The organism is Allorhizobium sp. nf9_anc (assembly GCF_056323085.1).
Map to the genome: position 1 here is coordinate 109,474 of NZ_CM150481.1, position 24,043 is coordinate 133,516.

At 62.4% G+C, this 24,043-nt stretch carries 18 protein-coding genes; 8 read left to right on the plus strand and 10 right to left on the minus strand.

The window, feature by feature from the left end; genetic code table 11:
• Nucleotides 1-500 precede the first annotated feature (500 nt).
• Genes kdpF through AC02Y0_RS00515 form a run of 6 tightly spaced genes read left to right on the plus strand, consistent with a single transcriptional unit; the run spans nt 501 to nt 8,312 of the window.
• Complete coding sequence (gene kdpF / locus AC02Y0_RS00490; RefSeq protein ID WP_062276165.1) at nt 501-587, plus strand: K(+)-transporting ATPase subunit F; 87 nt, start codon at nt 501-503, stop codon at nt 585-587.
• A 14-nt stretch (nt 588-601) separates the two neighbouring features.
• On the plus strand, nt 602-2,311 hold the full coding sequence (gene kdpA / locus AC02Y0_RS00495) for a potassium-transporting ATPase subunit KdpA (RefSeq protein ID WP_476381533.1): 1,710 nt from the start codon (nt 602-604) through the stop codon (nt 2,309-2,311).
• Nucleotides 2,312-2,321: 10 nt separating this feature from the next.
• A complete protein-coding gene (gene kdpB / locus AC02Y0_RS00500) occupies nt 2,322-4,358 on the plus strand; it encodes a potassium-transporting ATPase subunit KdpB (protein WP_476381535.1) in 2,037 nt (678 codons plus the stop codon).
• A gap of 2 nt (nt 4,359-4,360) precedes the next feature.
• Entirely contained in the window at nt 4,361-4,924 is a 564-nt protein-coding gene (gene kdpC / locus AC02Y0_RS00505) for a potassium-transporting ATPase subunit KdpC (RefSeq protein ID WP_476381537.1), read from the plus strand.
• A 14-nt stretch (nt 4,925-4,938) separates the two neighbouring features.
• Entirely contained in the window at nt 4,939-7,626 is a 2,688-nt protein-coding gene (locus AC02Y0_RS00510) for a DUF4118 domain-containing protein (protein ID WP_476381539.1), read from the plus strand.
• Complete coding sequence (locus AC02Y0_RS00515) at nt 7,623-8,312, plus strand: response regulator (protein WP_476381541.1); 690 nt, start codon at nt 7,623-7,625, stop codon at nt 8,310-8,312. The genes AC02Y0_RS00510 and AC02Y0_RS00515 overlap by 4 nt, the downstream gene beginning before the upstream one ends.
• A gap of 200 nt (nt 8,313-8,512) precedes the next feature.
• Here AC02Y0_RS00515 and AC02Y0_RS00520 read toward each other — a convergent pair whose 3' ends face one another.
• The 7 genes from AC02Y0_RS00520 to AC02Y0_RS00550 form a co-directional block, all read right to left on the minus strand.
• The gene (locus tag AC02Y0_RS00520) at nt 8,513-10,147 is read right to left on the minus strand and encodes a dihydroxyacetone kinase subunit DhaK (RefSeq protein WP_476381543.1); all 1,635 of its coding nucleotides are present in this window, start codon (nt 10,145-10,147) and stop codon (nt 8,513-8,515) included.
• A gap of 11 nt (nt 10,148-10,158) precedes the next feature.
• Nucleotides 10,159-11,154 (minus strand): ABC transporter ATP-binding protein, encoded by a 996-nt coding sequence (locus AC02Y0_RS00525; RefSeq protein WP_476381545.1) that lies wholly within the window; start codon nt 11,152-11,154, stop codon nt 10,159-10,161.
• Nucleotides 11,147-12,244, minus strand: a complete 1,098-nt coding sequence (locus AC02Y0_RS00530) for an ABC transporter ATP-binding protein (protein WP_476381547.1) — start codon at nt 12,242-12,244, stop codon at nt 11,147-11,149. Before AC02Y0_RS00530 ends, AC02Y0_RS00525 begins: the two co-directional genes overlap by 8 nt.
• 3 nt (nt 12,245-12,247) lie before the next feature.
• Complete coding sequence (locus tag AC02Y0_RS00535) at nt 12,248-12,436, minus strand: hypothetical protein (protein ID WP_476381548.1); 189 nt, start codon at nt 12,434-12,436, stop codon at nt 12,248-12,250.
• On the minus strand, nt 12,433-13,377 hold the full coding sequence (locus AC02Y0_RS00540) for a carbohydrate ABC transporter permease (RefSeq protein ID WP_476381550.1): 945 nt from the start codon (nt 13,375-13,377) through the stop codon (nt 12,433-12,435). The genes AC02Y0_RS00535 and AC02Y0_RS00540 overlap by 4 nt, the downstream gene beginning before the upstream one ends.
• Nucleotides 13,374-14,321: a carbohydrate ABC transporter permease gene (locus AC02Y0_RS00545; RefSeq protein WP_120275944.1), complete on the minus strand. Its 948-nt coding sequence runs from the start codon at nt 14,319-14,321 to the stop codon at nt 13,374-13,376. The genes AC02Y0_RS00540 and AC02Y0_RS00545 overlap by 4 nt, the downstream gene beginning before the upstream one ends.
• A 214-nt stretch (nt 14,322-14,535) precedes the next feature.
• Entirely contained in the window at nt 14,536-15,822 is a 1,287-nt protein-coding gene (locus AC02Y0_RS00550) for an ABC transporter substrate-binding protein (RefSeq protein ID WP_476383921.1), read from the minus strand.
• Between the two features lie 318 nt (nt 15,823-16,140).
• Between AC02Y0_RS00550 and AC02Y0_RS00555 the strand changes: the two genes are divergently transcribed.
• Nucleotides 16,141-17,163 (plus strand): LacI family DNA-binding transcriptional regulator, encoded by a 1,023-nt coding sequence (locus AC02Y0_RS00555; RefSeq protein ID WP_476381552.1) that lies wholly within the window; start codon nt 16,141-16,143, stop codon nt 17,161-17,163.
• 268 nt (nt 17,164-17,431) lie between these two features.
• Here AC02Y0_RS00555 and AC02Y0_RS00560 read toward each other — a convergent pair whose 3' ends face one another.
• The 3 genes from AC02Y0_RS00560 to AC02Y0_RS00570 form a co-directional block, all read right to left on the minus strand.
• Nucleotides 17,432-20,620, minus strand: coding sequence for an efflux RND transporter permease subunit (locus AC02Y0_RS00560; protein WP_476381553.1), 3,189 nt, complete (start codon nt 20,618-20,620; stop codon nt 17,432-17,434).
• A 144-nt stretch (nt 20,621-20,764) separates the two neighbouring features.
• The gene (locus AC02Y0_RS00565; protein ID WP_476381555.1) at nt 20,765-21,943 is read right to left on the minus strand and encodes an efflux RND transporter periplasmic adaptor subunit; all 1,179 of its coding nucleotides are present in this window, start codon (nt 21,941-21,943) and stop codon (nt 20,765-20,767) included.
• A gap of 61 nt (nt 21,944-22,004) precedes the next feature.
• Nucleotides 22,005-22,799 carry an alpha/beta hydrolase fold domain-containing protein gene (locus AC02Y0_RS00570; protein ID WP_476381557.1) on the minus strand — a complete coding sequence of 265 codons (795 nt, stop codon included), beginning with the start codon at nt 22,797-22,799 and terminating at the stop codon, nt 22,005-22,007.
• 145 nt (nt 22,800-22,944) lie between these two features.
• On the opposite strand from AC02Y0_RS00570, the gene AC02Y0_RS00575 reads away from it, so the two are divergent.
• On the plus strand, nt 22,945-23,889 hold the full coding sequence (locus AC02Y0_RS00575) for a LysR family transcriptional regulator (RefSeq protein WP_476381559.1): 945 nt from the start codon (nt 22,945-22,947) through the stop codon (nt 23,887-23,889).
• The last annotated feature ends 154 nt before the right edge of the window (nt 23,890-24,043 follow it).

Genomic DNA, 24,043 nt, shown 5'->3' on the forward strand with positions numbered 1-24,043 from the left:
AAAGCGTGTATCAGCAGTGCAGTCCGACTTCTTGTCATCCGTCGCTGTATACGTGAGTGAGATTTAAAACAGGTTTACGGCGACCTCAGTTAGAGCTGGCCGCTATACTGTAGTCTTGCTGTCCGGCGACGCGGAAACCGGCCCTAGAGTTTACGGCATCTTGCGGAAAACATTGCCGCTTCGGACTGCAATCCGGTCGCCTCGGTCGGCAGCCTCTCACCGATACGCGGACATCTCACTCCAACGGGATGGGACTATTCCGAGGAAGCACCAGCAAAGCTGGATCTCCAGTCAGCCTTGCATGTGCATCCTTATCTTTTCTTTACGCCCCTCTCAGCTCTTCCCAATCGAAGCCTGATCCGCCCAGGCGTAAATCACCTCCTGTATCAACAGGAGAAACGGACATGTCCGACCTCATCTTCATCGCGCTTGGCTCTGGCACGCTTCTCGTTCTGGCCCTTTATGCCCGCGCGCTCGACCGGCTGTGAAGGGCAACGCAAATGCTTGAACCCCTCTTCGGCCTCGCTGTCGCCGTCGCCCTCGGCGTCTATCTCGTCGTGACGCTCCTGCGTCCCGAACGCTTCTGATCGGGAGCAGATCCATGACAACAGTCGGATGGCTTCAGATCAGCCTCCTCTTCCTCGCCGTCCTCCTCGTCATCAAGCCACTCGGCCTTTACATGGCGCGGGTGTTTTCCGGCGAGCGGACCTTTTTGTCCCCCGTGCTCGGCCGCGTGGAGCGTGATCTCTACCGGGTGAGCGGCATCAACCCTGAGAAGGAGCAGAGCTGGCTCGGCTATACTCTTGCGATGCTGACTTTCTCGCTCGCCGGCTTCCTGGCGCTCTATGCAATGCTGCGCCTTCAGGCCTATCTGCCACTCAATCCGCAGGGTTTCCCCGGAATGCCGCCGGATCTCGCCTTCAACACGGCGGTCTCCTTCGTCACCAACACCAACTGGCAGAACTATGCCGGCGAGGCGACGATGAGCCATTTCTCCCAGATGGCCGGCCTCACCGTGCAGAACTTCCTCTCGGCCGCGACCGGCATGGCGCTGGCCGTTGCCATTACCCGTGCGCTCGCCCGCTCCAAGGTCGCAACGCTCGGCAACTTCTGGGTCGATATGACGAGGGCCACGCTCTACGTGCTGCTGCCGCTCGCCATCGTCGTTGCACTCGCCTTCGTCGCCATGGGCCTGCCCCAGACGCTGGATGCCTCTGTCACGGCCACGACGCTCGAAGGCGCCAATCAGGTGATTTCGCTTGGGCCCGTCGCCTCGCAGGAAGCGATCAAGCAGCTCGGCACCAATGGCGGTGGCTTCTTCAACGTCAATGCTGCCCATCCCTTCGAGAACCCGACCGCCTGGTCGAACTATCTCAATATCTTCGCCATGCTGTCGATCTCCGCCGCCATGGCCTACACTTTCGGCCAGATGGTCGGAAACCGGAGACAGGGCTGGGCGCTGATCTCGGCCATGGCGTTCCTGCTCATCTCCGGCGTCGCCGTCACCTATTGGGCCGAAGCCCAGGGCAATACCATCCTGGCGGCGATCGGCGTCGATCCCACGCTCGGCAATATGGAAGGCAAGGAAGTCCGCTTCGGCCAGGCCATGACTGCGCTCTATGCGGCGGTGACGACTGGCCTCTCGGATGGCGGCGTCAACGGCATGCATGGCTCGTTCACCGGGCTCGGCGGTCTGGTGCCGATGTTCCTGATCCAGCTCGGCGAAGTGCTGCCCGGCGGCGTCGGCTCGGGTCTCTATGGCATGCTGGTCTTTGCAATTCTCTCCGTCTTCGTCGCCGGCCTGATGGTCGGGCGCACGCCGGAATTCCTCGGCAAGAAGATCGAAGGGCGCGAGATGAAGTTCGCGATGCTCGCGGTGCTCATACTGCCGCTGGTCATTCTCGGCTTCACATCCGTCTCCGCCATGCTTCCCTTTGCGGTGGCAAGCGTCGGCACCGCAGGCCCGCACGGATTGTCGGAAATCCTCTATGCCTACAGCTCGGCAGCCGGCAACAATGGCTCGGCCTTTGGCGGTCTGTCAGGCAACACGCCCTGGTACAACACCACGCTTGGCATCGCGATGCTGCTCGGCCGCTTCGCCTATGTCGTGCCGGTCATGGCGATCGCCGGATCGCTTGCCGCCAAGGTGAAGTCACCGGCCTCCGCCGGCACCTTCCCGACCGATGGCCCGCTGTTCGTCGGCCTGCTGATCGGCATCATCCTCATTCTCGGCGGCCTGCAATTCCTGCCTGCTCTGGTGCTCGGCCCCATCGTCGAACACTTTGCCATGCTCGCCGGCCAGACCTTCTAAAGGACCCATCATGTCAAAAGACCACCAAGCTCCCGGTCTTCTCGACCCGTCGATCCTGTTTCCGGCGATCCGCGACGCAGTCGTCAAGCTCGATCCGCGAAAGCTGCTGCGCAACCCGGTCATCTTCGTGACCGAAATCGTCGCAGTCGTCGTGACGATCCTCTTCATCCGCGACCTCGCCACCAATCCCGGCGAGGCCAGCTTCTCCGGGCAGATCGCCGCCTGGCTCTGGTTCACCGTGCTCTTCGCCACCTTCGCCGAAGCTGTGGCGGAGGGCCGTGGCCGCGCCCAGGCCGACAGCCTGAAGAAGACCAAGTCCGAACTCGTCGCCCGTAGGCTCGGAGCCAACGGCAAGACGGAAACGATTGCGGCCTCCAGCCTCAAGGTGGGCGATATCGTGCTGGTCGCCGCCGGTGAGTTGATCCCCGGCGACGGCGAGGTGATCGAAGGCGTCGCCTCGGTCAACGAAAGCGCCATCACCGGCGAATCCGCCCCCGTCATCCGCGAATCCGGCGGCGACCGCTCGGCGGTAACAGGCGGCACGCAGGTTCTGTCAGACGAGATCAAGATCAAGATCACCGTCCAGCCGGGCTCTTCCTTCGTCGATCGCATGATCGCGCTGATCGAAGGCGCCCAGCGCCAGAAGACGCCGAACGAGATCGCCCTGTCGATCCTGCTCTCGGGCCTGACGCTGATCTTTCTCTTCGTCTGCGTCGCGATCTGGGGCCTGGCCGGCTATTCCGGCACGGTGCTTTCGGTCACGGTCCTGGCTGCCCTTCTCGTCACACTGATCCCGACCACGATCGGTGGCCTGTTGTCTGCCATCGGCATTGCCGGCATGGATCGCCTGGTGCGCTTCAACGTGATCGCCACTTCCGGCCGCGCCGTCGAAGCGGCAGGCGACGTCGACACGCTGCTCCTCGACAAGACGGGCACGATTACCTTCGGCAACCGCATGGCCAGCGATTTCCTCGCCGCTCCCGGTGTCACAGCCACGGAACTTGCGGAAGCAGCACTCATCGCCTCGCTGTCCGACGAAACGCCCGAGGGTCGCTCGGTCGTGGCACTGGCAACAGGCGAATTCGGCGTGCCCATGCCGAAGGCCGAGTTCGATGCCGTCATCGGTTTCACCGCCGAAACCCGCCTTTCCGGCGTCGATATCGGTCAGCGCCGCCTGCGCAAGGGCGCCGTCGATGCGGTGCTGAAATTCGCCGGCCTCACCGAACAGGATGCGCCCGCCGAATTCCGTCGCGCCGTCGATCAGGTCGCCCGCACCGGTGGAACGCCGCTTGGCGTGGCCGATGGTGACCGCCTGCTCGGCGTCATCCACCTGAAGGACGTGGTAAAACCCGGCATCAAGGAACGTTTCGCGGCCCTTCGCGCCATGGGCATCCGCACGGTCATGGTGACCGGCGACAACCCGGTCACGGCAGCCGCTATCGCCTCGGAAGCCGGCGTCGACGACTTCCTCGCCCAGGCAACCCCGGAAGACAAGCTCGCCTATATTCGCCGCGAGCAGCAGGGTGGCCGCCTGATCGCCATGTGCGGCGACGGCACCAACGACGCCCCGGCGCTGGCCCAGGCCGATGTCGGTGTCGCCATGCAGACCGGCACCCAGGCCGCCCGCGAGGCCGCCAACATGGTTGACCTCGATTCCAGCCCCACCAAGCTCATCGAGATCGTCGAGATCGGCAAGCAGCTCCTGATGACGCGCGGCTCGCTGACGACGTTTTCGATCGCCAATGACGTGGCCAAGTACTTCGCCATCATCCCGGCACTGTTCGTGGCGACCTATCCCGCACTCGAAGCCCTCAACATCATGGGGCTGACCTCACCGCAGTCGGCCATCCTCTCGGCCGTCATCTTCAACGCGCTGATCATCGTGGCACTGATCCCGCTGGCATTGAAAGGCGTGGCTTACCGTCCGTCGGGTGCAGCTGCACTCCTGCGCCGCAACCTGCTGGTCTACGGCGTCGGCGGCCTGATCCTTCCCTTCGCCGGGATCAAGGTCATCGACATCGCCGTCAGCGCTCTTCATCTGGTGTAATCATGCTCAACCATATCAGACCCGCACTCACCCTCGTTGTCGCCATGACCGCGCTCACCGGTCTCGCCTATCCGCTGGCGATCAACGGCATTGCCCAGGCCGTGATGCCCGCAGAGGCCAATGGCAGCCTGATCGAACGCGACGGTAAGGTCATCGGTTCAGCTCTGATTGGCCAGAACTTCACCTCGGACCGCTACTTCTGGCCGCGCCCTTCGGCGACGGGACCGGACCCCTACAATGCGGCAGCCTCGTCCGGCTCCAACCTCGGCACGACCTCGGTCAAGCTGAAGGATCGCGTGACGGCCGATGTCGAGCGGCTGACAGCAACCGGCATCGCGCAGCCGGTGCCGGGCGATGCGGTCACCACCTCCGGCTCAGGTCTCGACCCGCATGTGTCGCCGGCCTTCGCGGAAGCCCAGGTCGCGCGTGTAGCCCGGGCGAGGGGACTGGAACCTGCAGCCGTGGCCTCGCTCGTCGCCCAACAAGTCGAAAATCCCGACTTCGGCGTTATCGGCGAAGCAAGGGTCAATGTGCTAGAGCTCAACCTGGCCCTCGATGCCATGTAATCTGTGAGAATTTGATGGCGGATGACGACCGCAGGGACGATAGACGTCCCGATCCCGATGCATTGCTTGCCCTGGCGGATAAGGACCGCCGGGGCAAGCTGACCGTTTTTCTGGGAGCTGCTCCCGGCGTCGGCAAGACCTATGCGATGCTATCGCGGGCCAAGCGCCTGAAGGCCGACGGCGTGGATCTGGTCGTCGGGCTGGTCGAGACCCATGGGCGGAGCGAGACCGCAGCGCTGCTCGAGGGGCTTGAGATCCTGCCGCGACGCCGGGTGCCCCATCGTGGCCGGATGCTGGAGGAATTCGATCTTGATGCGGCTCTTGAGCGGCGTCCCCGGATCGTCATCGTCGATGAGCTTGCCCATACCAACCCGGAGGACAGCCGCCATCCGAAACGCCACCAGGACATTGAGGAGCTGACCGCTGCAGGCATTGACGTCTGGACGGCGCTCAACATCCAGCACCTCGAAAGCCTTGCCGATCTCGTCGCCCAGATCACTGGCGTCACGGTGCGCGAGCGGGTGCCCGATGTCGTCCTCAAGCGTGCAGATGAGGTGCTGCTGGTCGACCTCGCCCCATCCGAACTCATCGAGCGTCTGAAGGAGGGCAAGGTCTATCTGCCCGAAAGCGCGAACCGCGCCGTCGATCGCTTCTTCCGGCTCGGCAATCTGACGGCCCTGCGGGAACTGGCGCTTCGCCGCACTGCCGACCGTGTCGACGACCAGATGGTCGACTACTTGAAGCAGAACGCCATCGACGGCCCTTGGGCCACAGGCGAGCGGCTTATTGTTTGCGTCGGCTCGGATCCTTTGTCGGAAAAGGTCGTTCGGGTCGCAAGCCGGCTTGCCTCTGGTCTCAACGCGCCCTGGCTGGTCGTCTCCATCGAGCGGGCCGACCGGGAAGTCGAGACGCCGGAGCGCCTGCAACGGATCGAGACGCTGTTTCGCTTGGCCGAACAGCTGGGTGCCGAAACCCGCCGCATCATCGGTAATGATTTCGTCGAGGAAATCCTCAAGCTCGCCCGCCGGGAACACGCCACCCAGATCGTCATCGGCACGCGCAAGCGGAGCCGCTGGCAGAAGCTCGTCAGCCGCTCGCTGCCGGATGCTCTGGCTGCCAAGGCATCTGGACTGGGCGTTTACATCGTGACACCAGAGGGAACGCCGGCCGAACGCGTGCGTCCGTCGCTGCGCCTGCCAGGAGCCACGGCGCTGAGACAGTCGGCCATCTCGGCTCTCGGTTTCGTCGCCCTGACGACGGCTTTGGGGAAGGGGATCGACGTCTTCGTCGAGCTGCCGAACATATCGCTGCTCTTTCTGCTTGCCGTCCTCGGAGCCTCGGTGGTCGGCGGCTACGCTTCGGCATTCCTGGCAGCAATTCTGTCAGCGCTCTCCTACAATTTCTTCTTCATCAATCCCCGCCACACCTTCACCATCGCGGCACCGCACGAGGTCTTCGCGCTCTTCGTCTTTCTGGCCGTGGCCATCGTGGCCGGTGGTCTGGCCTCACGCATCCGCGAACAGGCCGAGGTAGCCCGGATCCGCGCGACGGCGCTGCAATCGCTCTATGATTTCTCCCGAAAGCTCGCGAGCACGGGAAAGGGCGATGACGCGATATGGCTTGCCGTCTCGCAATTGCAGGCGAGCCTGAAGCGCAAAGTCGTGTTGCTCGTCCCGCGCAAGGGCGATCTCGGTGTCGCAGCCGCTTGGCCGCCGGATACCGAACTCGACGTGACGGACATGACGGCCGCCCGCTGGACACACGACAAGCGTGAGCCGGCCGGCCATGGCACGGGTACCCTGCCGAACAGCCGCTTCGAGTTCCGCCCGCTGCTCGGACCCCATGGCATTGTCGGTGTCTGCGGCATCGAGCACACGGGCGACCGGCTCGACCTCAATGCAGAACGCGCGCTGACCGCCATTTTGGATCAGACGGCGATCGCGCTCGATCGGGCACGACTTGCCGACGAAACCGTCGAGCAGGCGGCAAGGCTGGAGGGCGAACGTTATCGGGAAGCGCTGCTCTCCTCCATTTCCCATGACCTGCGCACGCCACTCGCGACAATCACCGGAGCTGTGACCGGCTTGCGCCAACTCGGCGAGCGCATGACGCCCGAGAACCGCGACGATCTTCTCCAGTCGATCGAGGAGGAGAGCGGCCGCATGAGCCGCTTCGTGGCCAATCTCCTCGACATGACCCGGATCGAGGCGGGTACGCTGAAGCCGAAACAGGATTGGGTGGATGTCGCCGACGTCGTGCAGTCCGCCGTCGAGCGCACCCGCAAATACGCACCGGGACGGATCGTCGAAACCGGTATCGCCGCCGACCTGCCGCTGGTCCGGGGTGACAGTGTGCTGATCGGCCAGGTGCTGTTCAACCTTCTGGACAATGCCGTGAAATATGGCGGCGACGAGCCGATCAATGTCTATGCCCGTCGCGACGGCAAGGATGTGCTGATCTCCGTCACCGATCTTGGCAAGGGTATTCCGCCTGAAGATCTGGACCGGATCTTCGAAAAATTCTATCGCAGGGGAAAGCCGGATGGGCGGGCACCTGGAACCGGGCTCGGCCTTTCCATCGCTCGCGGTTTCGTCGAGGCCATGGGCGGCAAGATCCATGCGGAAAGCCCGGCACTGAAGAAGCGGGGAACGCGCATCGTGATGCGGTTCGAGGGAAGTGATGCAAGAGGCGAGATCACATGAACCAGTCCCGCATCCTGGTCGTCGATGACGAGCCGCAGATCCAGCGCTTCCTCAAACCTTCGCTGACGGCCGCCGGCTATGAGGTCGTCGAAGCCGGAACGGGTGCCGAGGCGCTGAAGGCCGTAGCCACCCAGGCGCCTGACCTCGTCATCCTCGATCTCGGCCTGCCGGATATGGACGGCAAGGAGGTGATCGCGAGCCTCAGAGGCTGGTCGGACATTCCGATCGTCATCCTTTCGGCCCGCGACCGCGAGAGCGAGAAGATCGCAGCGCTTGATCTCGGTGCTGATGATTATGTCGAAAAACCCTTCGGGATCGGCGAACTCACCGCGCGTATCCGCACCGCACTGCGCCATCGTGGGCGCCGCGATGCGATCCCGACCGTGATGGAGATCGATGGCCTGACCATCGATCCGGTCAAGCGCCTCGTCTCGCGAGGCGGTGAGACCGTGCACCTCACGCCCAAGGAGTACGACCTGCTCCTGCTGCTGGCCCGCCATACCGGTCGGGTCGTGACCCACCGGACATTGCTGACATCCGTCTGGGGACCCGCCCACGGCGAAGACCTGCATTACCTCCGCGTCTTCATCGGCCAGTTGCGCCAGAAGATCGAGCGCGATCCCACCCAGCCCCGGATCGTGCGTACGGAACCGGGTGTGGGCTATCGGATGGCGGAGCAGGAATAGCGTCGATGGCGCGCGCCATCGTGGCGAGACGCGGCCTCGTCGTTGGGTCTTCAAGGCACATGTGATCCCTTTGAACATTCGCCGGAGAGGACGTGATTGCGGACTTAACGGTTGAAGGCCGGACAGGCGTGGTCGGCAGGTTGTCGGATGGCACCGTCCGATCCGGCCCCTGCCTCATGCCATGAATCTGCGGGCTTGCCCTATGACCTGCTATGTCGAAGGGCAAGAAACTCGAAAAGACGGGCGACTGCCTCTGCGCCGGGATCGATGTGACCTTCGAGCTGCCGGGCGTTTATGTAAGCCGCTCGGCCGGCCCGGGCGTTGACATAGGTTGCGGTCAAGTTGGCTCCGGCGCGGGCCGCACTGGCTGCTGCTGCAAAACCCTTGTCGTAGGCGTCTAGTGCGGGCGAGAGCGCATCGATCATCGTGCGGTCGCCGAGCTTTGCGCCGCCGATTTCCTGCATGCGGGCGAGGCCAGCTTTGAGCGCGTCGCGCATTCCAAGCCCACTCGAGGCCCCATCACCTGCTGCGGCAAAGAAGATCGCGAGCAAGACGCCGGAAGAGCCGCCCATCGTCTGGCTGAGCTCCTGGCCCATGGCGCGCAACAACTGCGTGTGATCGGCAAGCGGCAGCCGATCGAGGGCCTCGATCAGGGCGCGTGCAGCGCTTGAAAGGGTCGAGCCGGTATCGCCGTCGCCGGATTTGGCATCGAGGGCGTTGAGGTCCTTTTCGGCATCGATCAGAAGCTTGCAGCATTCGGTGAGGAATTGGCGGGTCGGCAGATGCTGCGAGGCAAGTGGCGCGATCGGGGTCAGTCCGTCGGGCAGGGCGACAATGTTGACGGGCCGGATGGCCGTCACGCCCGGCCATGCTGCAAGCCCGACGGGCTTGGCCAGCAAATCGAGATCGGCCTTTTCCGCCGGCATGACGGAGATCGAAAAGCCATGCATGTCGAGCGAGGTCATCATCGATGCCGGCCCCACGATATGCGAGATGCGCGCGCCGATCGGCGACTGGACGAGTTCGTTGACGACAACAGCCATCTCAAGCACGGACGTGCCTCCGAGATTGTTCAGAAGCACCACATGCGGCTTCTCTTCCATTCCAGCGGCGAGCCTTTCCGCCATGGCGGCCACCGCGCCCCGGACGCCGTCATAGTCGATCTGCTCGACACCGGCCTCGCCATGGATCCCAAGACCGAGTTCGGCGCGTCCTTTCGGAATGCGGACTTCCTTCGGCGAGCCGGGCACCGTGCAGGTGTCGAGTGAAATGCCGATCGAGCGGGTATTGGCGATCACCCGCCGCGCCGTGTCGATGACGGCGTCGAGGCTCGCGCCGTTTTCCGCCATGGCCCCCGCAATCTTGTGCACGAAGAGTGTGCCTGCCACGCCGCGCGATTGCGGCAGATCGGGAAGGGCGATGTCATCGTCTACGATCATCATGCCGACATTGAGCCCGAAGGCGCGGGCGCGCTCGGCTGCGAGACCGAAATTCAGCCGGTCACCGGTATAGTTCTTGACGATCAGCAAGCAGCCCAGCGGACCTGTCACCGCAAGGATTGCAGCCAGGATTGCATCGACGCTCGGCGAGGCGAAGACATCACCACAGACGGCCGCTGTCAGCATGCCGCGCCCGACGAAGCCGGCATGGGCCGGCTCATGGCCGGATCCGCCGCCCGAGACGATCGCCACCTTCGACTTGTCCCAGTCGGATCGCACCACGACGCGGATATGCGGATAGCCATCGAGACGGCTCAAGGCTCCGGCCGAAGCCATGAGCACACCGTCGATCGCCTCGGTGACGGCATTTTCCCTGCTGTTGAGGAATTGAGACATGAGACCCTCCCTTAGACGAGACGCATTCCGGCCGCATCGAAATAGATCGGCTGGTGTGGCTGGATTTTGATGATGTCGCCGCCCTGCAGGGCGGTATGGGCATCGGTGACGGTGATGATCGGGTGTTCCCCAAGCGTGAGATGAAGGCGCGTCTGATCGCCGAGATGCTCGACCCGGATCACCTTCGCTTCCTGGCCTTCTCCCGCACGAATATGCTCGGGCCGTAGTCCGATCGTCTGGGCTCTCGCCGGTGCTCCGGGGAAAAGGTTTGCGGGCAGCACGTTGATGCGCGGCTGGCCAAGTCGCGTCGCGGCATAGATGCTGACCGGGGCTTCGTAGATCTCGCGCGGCGATCCGAACTGTACCAGGCGTCCTTCCTTGAGCACGCCGACATGGGTTGCCATGGTCATCGCCTCGATCTGATCATGCGTCACGTAGAGGAAGGTGGCGCCAGACCGGGCCTGGATGTTCTTCAGTTCGACCCGAAGATCGGCGCGGAGTTTCGCGTCGAGCGAGCTCAATGGCTCATCCATCAGATAGATCTGCGGGTTGCGGACCAGGGCTCGGCCGATCGAAACGCGCTGCATCTCGCCGCCCGAAAGGGCGGTTGCCCTGTTGTCGAGCTTGTGGGCGATCTGCAGCATCTCGGCGATCGCCTTCACCTTCTGGTTGATCTCTGCCTGCGGCGTGCGCAGCAGCGGCGACTTCAGCGGAAATTCGAGGTTCTGCCGCACCGTCATGTGGGGATAAAGGGAATACTGCTGAAAAACCATCGCGACATTGCGTTGCGCGGGCGTCAGCCCCGTCATGGACTCTCCGCCAATCCTGATGTCGCCGCCGTCCTGCGTATCGAGGCCGGACACCAGGCGCAGCAGCGTGGTCTTGCCGGCTCCGGTCGGGCCGAGGAGCACGACGAAGGAGCCGTCCGGTATGGTCATCGTCACGTCGTCGAGCGCGCGGGTGGTGCCAAACGACTTGCTGATGCTGGAAAGGACGACTTCAGCCACGGCTCAGCACTCCTTCATTCGCTTCAGACACCAGTGCCCTCCCGCTTTTCGCATCAAAAAGGGTGAGGGAGCGGCGATCGAATTCAAGCCCGACGGAAGCATCCGTTCGGATGGCATCGCTCGACGCCGTTCGCGCCTTGATCTCTCCATGGGCGGTCTCGATCGTGACGATTTGGGTGGTGCCGAGATATTCGACGGCGGCCACCCGTCCGCGAAGGGCGGCTGCGTCCGAGAGGTGGACATGTTCCGGCCTGACGCCGAGCGTGAGCGCCCCCTTGCGACCTTCGCGAGATGTGGGAACCTCGATGCGGGATCCACCAATCGTCACTGTGTTGCCCCCTTCGTCGATCACCCCTTCGAACTCCAGGAAGGACATGGGCGGCGAGCCGATGAACTTCGCCACGAACTTGGTTGCGGGCCAGTCATAGATCTGCTGGGGCTTGCCGAACTGTTCGATGACGCCATGGTTCATGACGACGATCTTGTCGCCCATCTGCATGGCTTCCAGCTGGTCGTGGGTGACGTAGACGGTTGTCGCCCCCATGCGGTCATGCAGGGCGCGCAGCTCCTCTGCCATATGCTCGCGGAACTCCGCATCGAGTGCGCCGAGGGGCTCGTCCATGAAGAAGGCCTTCGGCTGGCGCACGATCGCACGGCCGAGTGCGACGCGCTGGCGGTCGCCGCCCGAGAGACCACCGACCGGTTTGTCGAGGATGGATTCAATCTGCAGGATGCGAACCACTTCGGCCACGCGGCGATCGACTTCGGAGCGCGATATGCCTTGGCTGACCAGGGGATAGGAGATGTTCTTGCGCACGTTCATGTGCGGATACAGCGCAAACATCTGAAAGACGAAGGCGATGTCGCGCTCGCTGGCGCGCTTCATGCCGACCTCTTCGCCGCCGATGTAGATCTCGCCACTGGTCGGCAGTTCAAGGCCGGCCATCATCCGCAGCGTCGTCGTCTTGCCGCAACCGGACGGGCCGAGCAGCATGAAGAATTCGCCATCCTCGACGGTGAAGGTGGACGACTTCACCGCATTGAAGGCTCCGAAGTCTTTGCGCAGGTTTTCAACGCGAATCTGGGCCATGACTTACTCCGGAAAATGACTGACGACGATGAACATGACGGTTCCGATCAGCGTCACCGGAAAGGAGAAGGTAAAGAGCGTCAGCGAAAGCGGCTGCATGAGCATGACCACGCCGAGCGCGATCAGGGCCGAGGCGAGCATTTCCCATTCTGACCGGCGAAACCGGCTGAGGCGGGCAAGGAAGTTCATCATTTGCGCACGGCTCCGAAGGTGATGCCGCGCAGCAGATGCTTGCGCAACAGTACGGTGAAGACGACCACGGGCATGAGGAACAGGGTCGCAGCCGCCGCAACCGCCGGCCAGTCGATACCGCCACCGACAGAGAGGATGGTCGGGATGAAGGGGGGCGCCGTCTGGGCGTTGCCACTCGTCAGGAGAACGGCGAAGGCATATTCATTCCAGGCGAAGATCAGGCAGAAGATGGCGGTCGAGGCGATGCCGGTTGCGGCCTGGGGCAGCACGACCTTGTAAAAGGCCTGGAAGCGGGTGTAGCCGTCGATCAGTGCCGCTTCCTCGTATTCGCGCGGGATTTCATCGATGAACCCCTTGAGCAGCCAGACCGACAGCGACAGGTTGACCGCCGTATAGAGCAGGATCATGCCGAGGTGGGTGTCGGAAAGCCCGAGCTGGCGGAACATCAGATAGATCGGGATCGCGACCGCAATCGGCGGCATCATCCGGGTCGAGAGGATGAAGAAGAGGAGGTCGTCCTTGAGCGGCACCTTGAAGCGGCTGAAGGCATAGGCGGCCAGCGTTCCCAAGAAAATCGACAAAAATGTCGAGCCGAAGCCGATGATGACTGAGTTCAGGAACCGTTGCCCGAAGCGCGAGGGCCCCGAAATGATCATGCCCCTTTCCCGGGTGATCTTGTCGTACCAGGTGGTGGGTGCCGGGAGTTTGGCGAGATCGTCTGCCGAGGGGCGCGACTGGGTCGTGAAGAGGTTCACATAACCTTCCAGCGTCGGCTGGAAGACGACCTTCGGCGGATAGCTGATCGAATCCGGGCCGGACTTGAAGCTTGTCGAGATGATCCAGAGCAGAGGGATCAGCGTGATCACCGCGTAAAGTCCGACGAGGATGCCGGCAAGCCACTTCGAGGCGGTCGACGGTTCGGTGACGGAATGAGCACTCATCGTTCTTTCACCTTGTTCAGGGCCTTCACGTAGATGGAGGCGAGGCCGAATACCGTGACGAACAGGACAATCGCATAGGCGCTGGAATAGCCGGTCCGCCATTTTTCGAAGGCCTCGCGCTTCAGATCGATCGAGGCGAGCAGTGTCTCGTCCCCCGGTCCGCCCCCGGTCAGAAGGACCACGAGGTCGAACATCCGGAAATTCTCGATGCCGCGAAACAGGACCGCGAGCATCAGGAACGGCAGTGCCATCGGTAGCGTGATCGTCCAGAACTGCCGCCACTTCGATGCGCGGTCGACCTCGGCTGCCTCATAGATGTAGTCGGGTATGGAACGCAGGCCCGCCAGGCAGATCAGCATCACGAAGGGCGTCCACATCCAGGTGTCGACGATGACGATCGCCCAGCGTGCCCAACCGCCCGGGCCAAGCATCGAGAAGCTGTCGGCCGGAATGCCGGTCAGGAATTCGACGGCGTAGTTCACGAGGCCGATCTGCGGCTGGTAGAGGAAGGTCCAGAAGTTGCCGACCACGGCGGGCGAAAGCATCATCGGGATGACGATCAGTGTCGTCACCAGATCGTTGCCCTTGAACTTGCGGTTGATCAGCCATGCCAGGGTGAAGCCGATCAGCACCTGGAAAAAGATCGTCCAGATGAGGAAATGGGCGGTCGTCTGCATGTTCGCCCAGGTGTCGGCGTCCGTCAGGATGCGCGTGTAGTTGCGCAGTCCGACCCATTTCACTTCCGCATTCGGCTTGTTCGCGGCGAAGTTCGTGAAGGACAGACGGATGGTCCAGATCAGCGGGAATATGTTGACCGAAAGAAGCAGGAAGATCGTGGGTGCCACGAAGATCCAGGCAATGGCCCGGTCGCTCAGTCCCCGGATGCGTTTTGCGACCGGTTTTGGCGTAGCGCGGGCGAGGCGGTCTGCGGGGGTATCGGTCATCTTCCGGATCCGTGTGGCGTTTCCAAAGGGCGGCCGCGCACTGTGCCTTGTCCCTTGAGGCAACGAGGCAAAGTTCGGGTTGTGCCGGCGTGAGGTTTCAGAGGTCGGTGCCGGCGGCAACGCTGGCTTTGTGAGGGCTCCCCCGGCATTGCCGGGGGAGAGATTGAGGGAACGGCTTCCGGACCCCAGGTCCGGAAGCCGAGCTCTTTTGCTGTCAGAGCTTGCCTTCGTCCTCGAAGGTTTCCGTCCAGTCGGCAATCAGCCCGTCCAGCGCTTCCTTCGCGGTGCCGTTGCCAGCGACGACATAGTCGTGGAACCGCTTCTGCGATGCCTGGAGGAGCGAGGCATAGGACGGCTCGGCCCAGAAGTCCTTCACGATTGCCATGCTGTCGAGGAAGGTCTGCGCATAAGGCTGGCTCTGAGCGAAGTTCGGGTCTTCGACCACGGCGCGAAGGCACGAGAAGCCGCCCATGGACCACCACTTGTCCTGTACATCCTTCTGGGCGAACCATTTGATGTAGGCGAGTGCGCCGTCCATGTTGTCGGTATTGGCGACGACCGAAATGCCCTGCCCGCCGAGCTGTGCGAACTTCTCGCCGCCCGGACCTGCAGGATTGACGAGATAGCCGGTCTTGCCGCCGCCGACATTCGGATCCGCCTCGAACCCCGGCCAGGTGAAGGCGAAGTTCATCTGCATGGCGACCTGACCCGACTTGTAGGCGTCAATGCCTTCGCCCATGTAGGTGTTGGACGTGCCCGGTGCGACGCAGCAATCATAGAGCGACTTGTAGAATTCGAGGCCCTTCACGGCACCTTCGGAATTGACGAAACCTTCCATCTCATAGGGCTTTTCCGGATTGTCGTACTTGAAGCCATAGCTGTAGAGCACGTCCATCACGCCCATCGTGATGCCTTCCGAGCCGCGCTCGGTGTAGATCGAGGCGCCGTAGACGGTCTTGCCGTCGATCTCGCGGCCCTGGAAGAATTCGGTGACCTGCTTCAGTTCGTCGAAGGTGGCCGGCGGCGTCAGGTCGCGACCGTACTTTTCCTTGAAGGCTGTCTGGATTTCCGGGCGTTCGAACCAGTCCTTGCGATAGGTCCAGCCGACAACGTCGCCGAAGGCGGGCAACGACCAGTAGTTCGGGGTGTTCTTCGGCCATTCGGAATAGCCTGTGACGGTTGCCGGTACGAAGGCATCCATCTTGATGCCTTCCTTGTCGAAGAACTCGTTGAGCTTCACATACCAGCCGTTCTCGGCGGCGCCGCCGATCCACTGGCTGTCGCCGATCATCAGATCGCAGAGCTTGCCGCCCGAGTTGAGTTCATTGAGCATGCGGTCGGCGAAGTTCGGCCACGGCACGAACTCGAATTTCATCTTGATGCCGGACGACGCCTCGAAGTCCTTGCTGAGTTCGACGAGGGCGTTTGCCGGATCCCATGCGGCCCAGCAGAGCGTCAGTTCCTTTTCGTCGGCATGCGCCATCACTGTGCCGACACTCATCGAACAGGCGACCGTACCGGCAGCAAGCAGGCCTTTCATGTAAAGCGATTTCATCATGTCATCCTCCCAGCGCCGTCCGGTCTCCTACGGATGGCGAAACGCCCTTGCGGGCCACATGCCGGCTCCGGACCCTGATCTCTGGCCGGCCTCCTCCAGCGGAACGGGCTGCAGTGAATGCATCTCCCCCCGAACCGAGATGGAAGCTAATTGATGTGCGCACCTCAAGGCAAGCAATTTTTGAGGTGCGCACATCAATTCTTGCGTTTGGTGCCATTTTGAAGGAAAGCTCTGGACGGCGGAAATCAACAGGAAGGCTTCATGCGTCCAACAGCGAAAGATCTGGCCGAGGCTGCAGGCGTCAGCCTTGCGACCGTCGACCGCGTCTTGAACGACCGGCCGAACGTAAGTCCCAAGGCCGCGCGGCTGGTCAATGACGCAATCGAGCGGATCGGCTTTATCCGAAATCCGGCTGCTGTCAGCCTTGCCCGCAACAAGGTCTACCGCTTCCTCTTCCTGCTGCCGGCAAGCGGCGATCTCTACCTCAAGGAACTGCTGCGTCATGTTGAGGAGCTGACGGGTGCGCTCAAGGGCGACCTTACCGAGATCGCGTATCGCCAGATCGGCATCGACGATGCGCATGGTGTGGCAAAGCTTCTCTCCAGCCTCGACAAGGAGACGGTGGACGGCGTGGCGGTCATGGCGCCTGAATCGCCTCAGGTGCGCGATGCCATGGCGCGGCTTCTGGAGCGCAACATCAAGGTGGTGCAATTCCTGTCCGGTCAGGAAAAGCTGCCAGAGGCTGATTTCGTCGGCATCGACAACTTTGCGGCGGGTGCGACCGCGGGCAAGCTGATGGGCATGCTGGCGGGGCCGCAGCCGGGAAAGGTCATGGTGATCGCGGAGACCATGCAGTCGCTGGACAGCATCCAGCGCCGCCTAGGCTTCGACCATGTGATCAACAGTGCCTTTCCGCATCTGACCTGTCTGCCGTCCATTGAAACCCATGCCGACGAGGCAAGGAGCCGGCAGGTGATGGCCCGCGTGCTGGCCGGCAATCGCGACGTCTCTGGCATCTATGTGTTGAGCTCAGAGGCTCGCGTGCCGATACTGGCTGCCGCCGGAAACGTCGAGCTCGGGGGCATCGCCGTGGTCGTGCACGAGCGAACGCCGTTTACCGAACAGGCGCTTCGGGACGACCGCATCGATGCCGTGATCGCCCAAGATCCGGGCCATGCGGTCCGCAGCGCAATTCGCATCATGCGCGCCCGCGCAGATGCCCGCGAGCCGCTCGCCGCACAGGAAAAGATCCGCATTGAAATTCTGCTCAAGGAAAACCTTTGAGCCATGTGGAGGGTTGGTGAGGGGCGCGCCATCGGTAACGTGGCTTTCAATTCAGCCGAGGGCGCAGTAGGCAACCTCCGCGGCGAGGATGGCCCGGGACCGGCTGAGATTTCAGGTTCTGGTCTGTTCGTTTTTGGTTGGTAGCTAACGAGGCGAACTCCACACCGTGGCAGCCCCTCCTGTGCGACGCCTATAATGGGACAATCGCTTGTGGGACGTCCGGCCATCGCATCATATGAGCAGATGGCCGGACGAGTGTTCAGGCAGCTTAGCTTGCCGTAGAAATGTTCGTCTGCTCCATGTCTTCGCTGGCGTGCTGACGCAGCGGCCTGTTGCCGGCAAGCAAGCGTGCCAGCAGATAGAAGACCGGCGTCATGAAGATGCCGAACAGCGTGACGCCGATCATACCCGAGAAGACGGCGACACCCATGGCGGAGCGCATCTCCGCACCCGCACCGGTCGATACGACAAGCGGGATCACGCCCATGATGAAGGCCATCGAGGTCATCAGGATCGGTCGAAGGCGCAGACGGCTGGCTTCTATCGCTGCCTGGAACGGCGTCCGGCCCTCGAATTCGAGCTCTCGCGCGAATTCGACGATCAGGATCGCGTTCTTGGCAGACAGGCCGACCAGGACGACTAGGCCGATCTGCGTGAAGATGTTGTTGTCCCCGCCCGTGTACCAGACACCCACCAGAGCCGCGAGCACGCCCATTGGCACGATCATGATGATCGACAGCGGCAGGGTGAGGCTCTCGTATTGCGCCGCCAACACCAAATAGACGAGCAGGAGTGCAAGCGGGAATACGATGATGCTCGAATTGCCGGCCAGGATCTGCTGGTAGGTCAGGTCCGTCCATTCGAAATCGATGCCGGCGGGCATGGTTTCCTCCAGGATTTTTTCCATTGCCACCTGGGCCTGGCCTGAGGAAAAGCCAGGGGCGGGGCCACCGTTGATATCGGCGGCCAGGAAGCCGTTGTAACGCGTGGTGCGTTCCGGCCCCGTTGACGTTTCGACCTTCAGGAGGGCGGAGAGCGGGATCATCTCGCCGCTTGCCGAGCGCACCTTCAACTGGCCGATGTCTTCGGGCTTGGCGCGATACTGGGCATCGGCCTGGACGCGCACGCTGTAGGTACGGCCGAAGGCGTTGAAGTCGTTGACATAGAGCGAGCCCAGATAGATCTGCAGCGTCTGGAAGACGTCAGTCACGGAGACGCCGAGCTGCTGTGCCTTGACCCGGTCCAGATCGGCAAACAGCTGCGGAACGTTGACCTGGAAGCTCGAGAAGATGCCCGCAAGCTCTGGCGTCTGGTAGGCCTTGGCGAGGACTGCTTTTGTCGTTTCGTCGAGCGTCTCATAACCGAAGCCGGCCCGGTCCTCGATCTGCAGTTTGAAGCCGCCGGTCGAGCCGAGGCCGTTGACGGGTGGCGGCGGGAACATGGCGATGAAGGCGCCATCAATGGCTGCGAACTTTTGATTGAGTGCCATGGCGATCGCGCCACCGGACAGGGACGGATCTTTACGCTCTTCGAAGTCGTCGAGAACGGCAAAGACGATCCCGGCATTAGAGCCGATGGTGAAGCCGTTGATCGACAGGCCGGGGAAGGCGAGTGCGTTTTTCACGCCCGGCTCTTGCAACGCGATATCGCTCATCCGGCGGATGACCTCTTCCGTGCGGTCGAGCGTTGCGCCATCCGGCAATTGGGCAAAACCGATGAGATACTGCTTGTCCTGCGCCGGCACGAAACCGCCGGGTACCGTGGTGAACATGCCGTATGTTGCGGCGACCAAGGCGAGATAGATCACCATCACCAGGCTCTTGCGGCCAAGCAGGCCGCCGACCGTGCGGCCATAGCCACTGGATGCGGCTCCAAAGGCGCGGTTGAAGCCCCGGAACAACCAGCCAAGCAGGCTATCCATGATACGGGTCAGCCGGTCCTTCGGCGCGTGATGATCCTTGAGCAGCAGAGCCGCCAGCGCCGGCGACAGGGTCAGCGAATTGATCGCCGAGATGACCGTCGATATCGCAATCGTCAGGGCAAACTGACGATAGAACTGGCCTGAAAGGCCGGTAATAAAAGCGAGCGGCACGAAGACCGCAACGAGCACCAGAGCAATCGCGATGATTGGTCCGGAGACTTCTCTCATGGCGCGGTATGTAGCCTCGCGGGGAGAGAGCCCGTTTTCGATATTGCGTTCGACATTCTCCACGACGACGATCGCGTCATCCACCACGATCCCGATCGCGAGCACGAGACCGAACAGGGTCAGCGCGTTGATCGAGAAGCCGAAGGCATACATGACCGCGAAGGTGCCGATGATCGAGACGGGGACGGCGATCAGGGGGATGATCGAGGCACGCCAGGTCTGCAGGAACAGGATCACCACGAGCACCACGAGCGCAATCGCCTCGAGAAGCGTATCGACGACCTTGTCGATCGAGGCGCGCACGAACTCCGTGGTGTCATAGACAATCTCGAAGCGCGCACCGTCAGGCATCGCCTGCTGCAGATCGGTCATCGTCTGCTGCACGGCATCGGATATGGCAATGGCGTTGGAGCCAGGCGCCTGGAAGATCGGAATGGCGACGGCCGGCTCACCGTCGAGAAGCGAACGGAGCGCGTATTCGGCGGCCCCCAGCTCGATGCGTGCCAGATCTGCAAGTCGGGTGATCTCGCCGTTCGGGCCGGACTTCACGACGATTGCACCGAATTCTTCCGGGGTCTGAAGGCGGCCCCGTGCATTGATGTTCAATTGCAGATCGACGCCTTCAAGCGACGGCGAGGCGCCGATCGTGCCGGCGGCGGCCTGGACGTTCTGCTGGGCGATGGCGTTGGTGATGTCGCTTGCGGCCAGACCGTGCTCCGCCACCTTTTGCGGATCAAGCCAGATGCGCATGGAATAGTCGCCAGCACCGAAGACCTGCACCTGGCCGACGCCTTCGATACGGGCCAGCCTGTCCTTGACGTTCAGCGTCGCGTAATTGCGCAGATAGGTCAGGTCGTAGCGATCACCGGTCGAGACGAGATGCACCACCATCATCAGATCGGGTGAACTCTTGACCGTCGTCACACCGAGCGCACGGACTTCCGCCGGTAGTCGCGGCTCGGCCTGGGCGACGCGGTTCTGCACCAGCTGCTGAGCCTTGTCCGGATCGGTGCCAAGACGGAAGGTGACGGTGAGGGTCAGCACGCCGTCGGAGGTTGCCTGGCTCGACATGTAGAGCATGTTTTCGACGCCGTTGATCTGCTCTTCCAGTGGCGTTGCCACCGTTTGCGAAATCACGGTCGGGTTGGCGCCCGGATAGACGGCACGCACGACGACAGACGGCGGCACGACCTCCGGATATTCCGAAATCGGAAGGGCCCTGAGGCCAATCAGGCCGGCGACAAGAATGAGGATCGAAAGCACGGCGGCAAAGACCGGCCGGTCGACGAAAAAGCGGGAGAAATTCATCTGAGGACCCATAAGGCAGACAAGGGAAGAGCGATCCCGCAATGAGGATTGCGGGAGGCGACTTGAGTTTCATGCGTGGAGTCGAGGTGCTGGCACGACGCTATGCCGAAGGCATGGAATGCGCCGCTGCCGGCACCCGGCGGATCAGTTCTTCAACGCCGTCTGTTCCTGCGGTGCGACCACCGCTCCTGGACGAATGCGCTGCAGGCCGCTGACGACAATCCGGTCTCCTGCTTCCAAGCCGGTTTCGACGATGCGTTCACCATCAACCGCGGCCCCCAATTCGATCTGCCGATAGCTGACCGTGTTGTCGGCTGCGACGACGAAGACGAATTTCTTGTCCTGGTCGGTGCCCACGGCGCGTTCGCTGATCGTCAGGCGCTCTTGCGCTTCTGCCTGGCCCAGCCGAATGCGGGCGAACTGGCCGGGGATGAGGCGACCGCCGGGATTGTCGAAAACCGCGCGAACGCGGATCGTTCCTGTCGATGCGTCGATCTCGTTGTTGATCAGCTGCAGGCGCCCTGGGATGGGTGCTGCATCGGCGCTTGCGTCCACTTCCACCGGGATCTGCTCCAGGAGCAGGCCCGCATCATTGGCCGGCAGCGTCGAGAGCACCTCGCGCAGATGGTCTTCATCGATGGTGAAGCTTGCATAGATCGGGTCGACCGAAACGAGGGTGACGAGCGACGGAGACGAGGGGCCGGCAGCGACGAGGTTGCCGACCGTGACGTCGAGGGTGCCGATGCGGCCTGCAATCGGGGCCCGGATTTCGGTATAGGCAAGATCGAGCTCGGCGAGCTTCAAGGCTGCCTTGGCAGACTGGAGCTCAGCCTCGGTTGAGGCTTTTGTACTCTTTCGCTGTGCGACTTCGCTCTCGGAAATCGTATTGCGGGCAAGCAGAGCCGTGCCGCGATCGAGTTCGGTTGTCGCGAGGGTCAGTCTCGCTTCGGCCGATGCGACGGCGCCGCGAGCGCGGTCAACGACGGCGCGGTAGGGTTCGGGGTCAATCGTGAACAGGAGATCGCCCTGATTGACGAGCCCGCCTTCGCGGAAGTGAACCGCCTGGATGGCGCCGGCGACGCGGGACCGGAGTTCGACCCTGTCTACCGCCTCGAAGCGTCCCGAGACTTCGCGCCAGATATGCACCTGATGGGGCTGGACTGTGGTCACTGTCACCGGCACGGCCGGCGGTGCAGCTGTAACCTCGGTCGAGGCCGCCTGGGCGTCCCAGGAGGGTTCAAAATACAATACGGCGCCGGTTACGGCCAAAGCAGTTGCCATCGCAGAACCCCACAGGGCTGCGCTCCTGATCCTTGCGGTCATGATCGTCTCCTTCGGTTCGTCTTGAACCGCTATATGTTGGGAGCGGGCTTGGGACCCGCCGTCAGACTGGCAGTTCTTCGAGGAACTGCGAAAACTCGGTCGAGAAGTGCGAATGCCATTCGCCATCCTTGCCGTCATAAATGCCGGTCCAGCCGAGGTTGTCGGGTAGGGACCGGGTTTTTACGGGCACGCCTGCTGTTCGCAGCCGTTCCGCATAGTCTAGGCTTTCGTCGCGCAGCGGATCGTCATCCGATGTCACGACAAGTGCCGGCGCCACACCCGCCAGCCGTGAGCAGAGACACGGTGCGGCATAGGGATGTTGGCCGTAGCAGGCGAGGGCCAGGTAGTGACCCCAACCGTCCGCCCAACGTTCCCGCAGACCGATATCGTCCGCCCGGCGAAACGACACCGTCACCATGCGGGGATCCAGCATGGGAGACAGGAGAACCTGCCCCGCGAGCTCGCCCGGCATTGCGTCACGCGCCTTGAGCGCCAGGCTCGCAGCCACGTTTCCACCCGCTTCGTCTCCGGCGACCAGCACCGGAGAGCGTAGGTTCGCGAAACGCTTCCGCTTGGCGAACAGATATTTCAAGGCTTCGAACCCGCGCTCCAGGGTTCCGGGAAACCTGTTTTGCGATGGTCCGCCGCAATCGGCCTCGACCACCAGAGCTCCAGCTGCCGCCATGGCCAGGGCGGCGGGAGCATCGGTCGATCGCGCCGGGGCCGATCCGAAGGCGTGACCAGAGAGGTAGAGGACCAGCGGTCGGGGCTTGCCCTTGCCGCATCCCTCGTAGATGCGGAACGGCAGGGGAAACCGCGTCTCTGCGTCCTCGGCCTTTTGCCAAATCCTGGTCATGGATCTGCTCGGCGCCTCTGGAAATGGCTTTTGTTCATGACCTATTTATAGTATTGTCCTGTCACAACGCACAAGGCATCCATTTCTGAGAGCTCTGTTCCGATGTGCGGAATAATGAGCCTCTTTTATAAGGCGTACCGAATTCATGGATCAGCTATCGGCCATGCGCGTCTTCACCAGAGTGGTCGAGACCGGCAATTTCTCAAAGGCGGCGACGTCCCTCAAGATGCCGAAGACCACGGTCACGACCGCAGTCCAGGCTCTGGAAGCGCATCTCGCGACGAAGCTTCTCAATCGGACGACCCGTCGGGTGGTGGTGACGACCGATGGCGCGCTCTACTATGAACGGGCCGCGCGGATCCTGTCCGAACTGGACGAACTCGACGGCAGCCTCTCCAGCTCCCAGGCGCAGCCATCTGGCAAGGTGCGCGTTGCCTTATCCGGGGCGTTTGCGGACCGCATCATCATGCCGGCGCTGTGTGACTTCCACACGCGCTACCCCAAAATCCAGCTGGAGTTCGACATCGGCGACCGGATCGTCGACTACGTTGCCGAGAACATCGACTGTGCGCTGAGGGCCGGAACGCCGACCGATCAATCGCTCGTCGCCCGCAAGGTGGCGGATCTCGAGCTGCGGACCTATGCGGCGCCACTCTATCTCGAACGCATGGGCATTCCCCGGCATCCACGCGATCTCGACAACGGACATTTCGGCGTCGGCTACATGAAGGCCTATGAGGGCCGCGTTTTTCCGATGGAGTTCCGGCGCGGAGAAGAGAAGGTCGAGGTCAGGCTCGACTACGTGATTTCGGTCAACGAGTTTAGAAGCTACATGGCCGCCGCCGTTGCCGGCATCGGTGTCGCTCAGGCGATTGCCTTCACCGTTCGGGACTATGTGGATCGCGGGGAACTCGTCGAGATCCTGCCCGATTGGCCGCGGGATCCGATCCCGCTCTATATCGTCTATCCGCAGACGCGACACTTAAGCAACAAGGTTCGCGTCTTCGTCGACTGGTTGGCCAAGAAGCTGCAAGAGGCCCAGCATTGCGAGACAAAGGCGCATTTATTGGCTGCAGGAGCGGATGCCTGAGAGGTCAGGGTTACTGACTGACTTTATCATCTGCCTGCAAGAAGGCAGCCGTTTGGCGACGGGCTAACGCTGGAGCTTTTGACCAAGGCCTATATCCTAGGCCTTGGTGTATCGTGCGACTGGTCATAGGGCCTCAAACCCGTGCCCTTAGAGT

Coding starts and splice junctions, on each gene's coding strand:
- kdpB (WP_476381535.1), top strand. CDS start 2,322: ATGTCAAAAGACCACCAAGCTCCCGGTCTTCTCGACCCGTCGATCCTG.
- kdpA (WP_476381533.1), top strand. CDS start 602: ATGACAACAGTCGGATGGCTTCAGATCAGCCTCCTCTTCCTCGCCGTC.
- AC02Y0_RS00555 (WP_476381552.1), top strand. CDS start 16,141: ATGCGTCCAACAGCGAAAGATCTGGCCGAGGCTGCAGGCGTCAGCCTT.
- AC02Y0_RS00530 (WP_476381547.1), bottom strand. CDS start 12,244: ATGGCCCAGATTCGCGTTGAAAACCTGCGCAAAGACTTCGGAGCCTTC.
- AC02Y0_RS00560 (WP_476381553.1), bottom strand. CDS start 20,620: ATGAATTTCTCCCGCTTTTTCGTCGACCGGCCGGTCTTTGCCGCCGTG.
- AC02Y0_RS00520 (WP_476381543.1), bottom strand. CDS start 10,147: ATGTCTCAATTCCTCAACAGCAGGGAAAATGCCGTCACCGAGGCGATC.
- AC02Y0_RS00575 (WP_476381559.1), top strand. CDS start 22,945: ATGGATCAGCTATCGGCCATGCGCGTCTTCACCAGAGTGGTCGAGACC.
- AC02Y0_RS00550 (WP_476383921.1), bottom strand. CDS start 15,822: ATGAGTGTCGGCACAGTGATGGCGCATGCCGACGAAAAGGAACTGACG.
- AC02Y0_RS00565 (WP_476381555.1), bottom strand. CDS start 21,943: ATGACCGCAAGGATCAGGAGCGCAGCCCTGTGGGGTTCTGCGATGGCA.
- kdpF (WP_062276165.1), top strand. CDS start 501: ATGCTTGAACCCCTCTTCGGCCTCGCTGTCGCCGTCGCCCTCGGCGTC.
- AC02Y0_RS00545 (WP_120275944.1), bottom strand. CDS start 14,321: ATGACCGATACCCCCGCAGACCGCCTCGCCCGCGCTACGCCAAAACCG.
- AC02Y0_RS00570 (WP_476381557.1), bottom strand. CDS start 22,799: ATGACCAGGATTTGGCAAAAGGCCGAGGACGCAGAGACGCGGTTTCCC.
- AC02Y0_RS00515 (WP_476381541.1), top strand. CDS start 7,623: ATGAACCAGTCCCGCATCCTGGTCGTCGATGACGAGCCGCAGATCCAG.
- AC02Y0_RS00540 (WP_476381550.1), bottom strand. CDS start 13,377: ATGAGTGCTCATTCCGTCACCGAACCGTCGACCGCCTCGAAGTGGCTT.
- kdpC (WP_476381537.1), top strand. CDS start 4,361: ATGCTCAACCATATCAGACCCGCACTCACCCTCGTTGTCGCCATGACC.
- AC02Y0_RS00535 (WP_476381548.1), bottom strand. CDS start 12,436: ATGATGAACTTCCTTGCCCGCCTCAGCCGGTTTCGCCGGTCAGAATGG.
- AC02Y0_RS00510 (WP_476381539.1), top strand. CDS start 4,939: ATGGCGGATGACGACCGCAGGGACGATAGACGTCCCGATCCCGATGCA.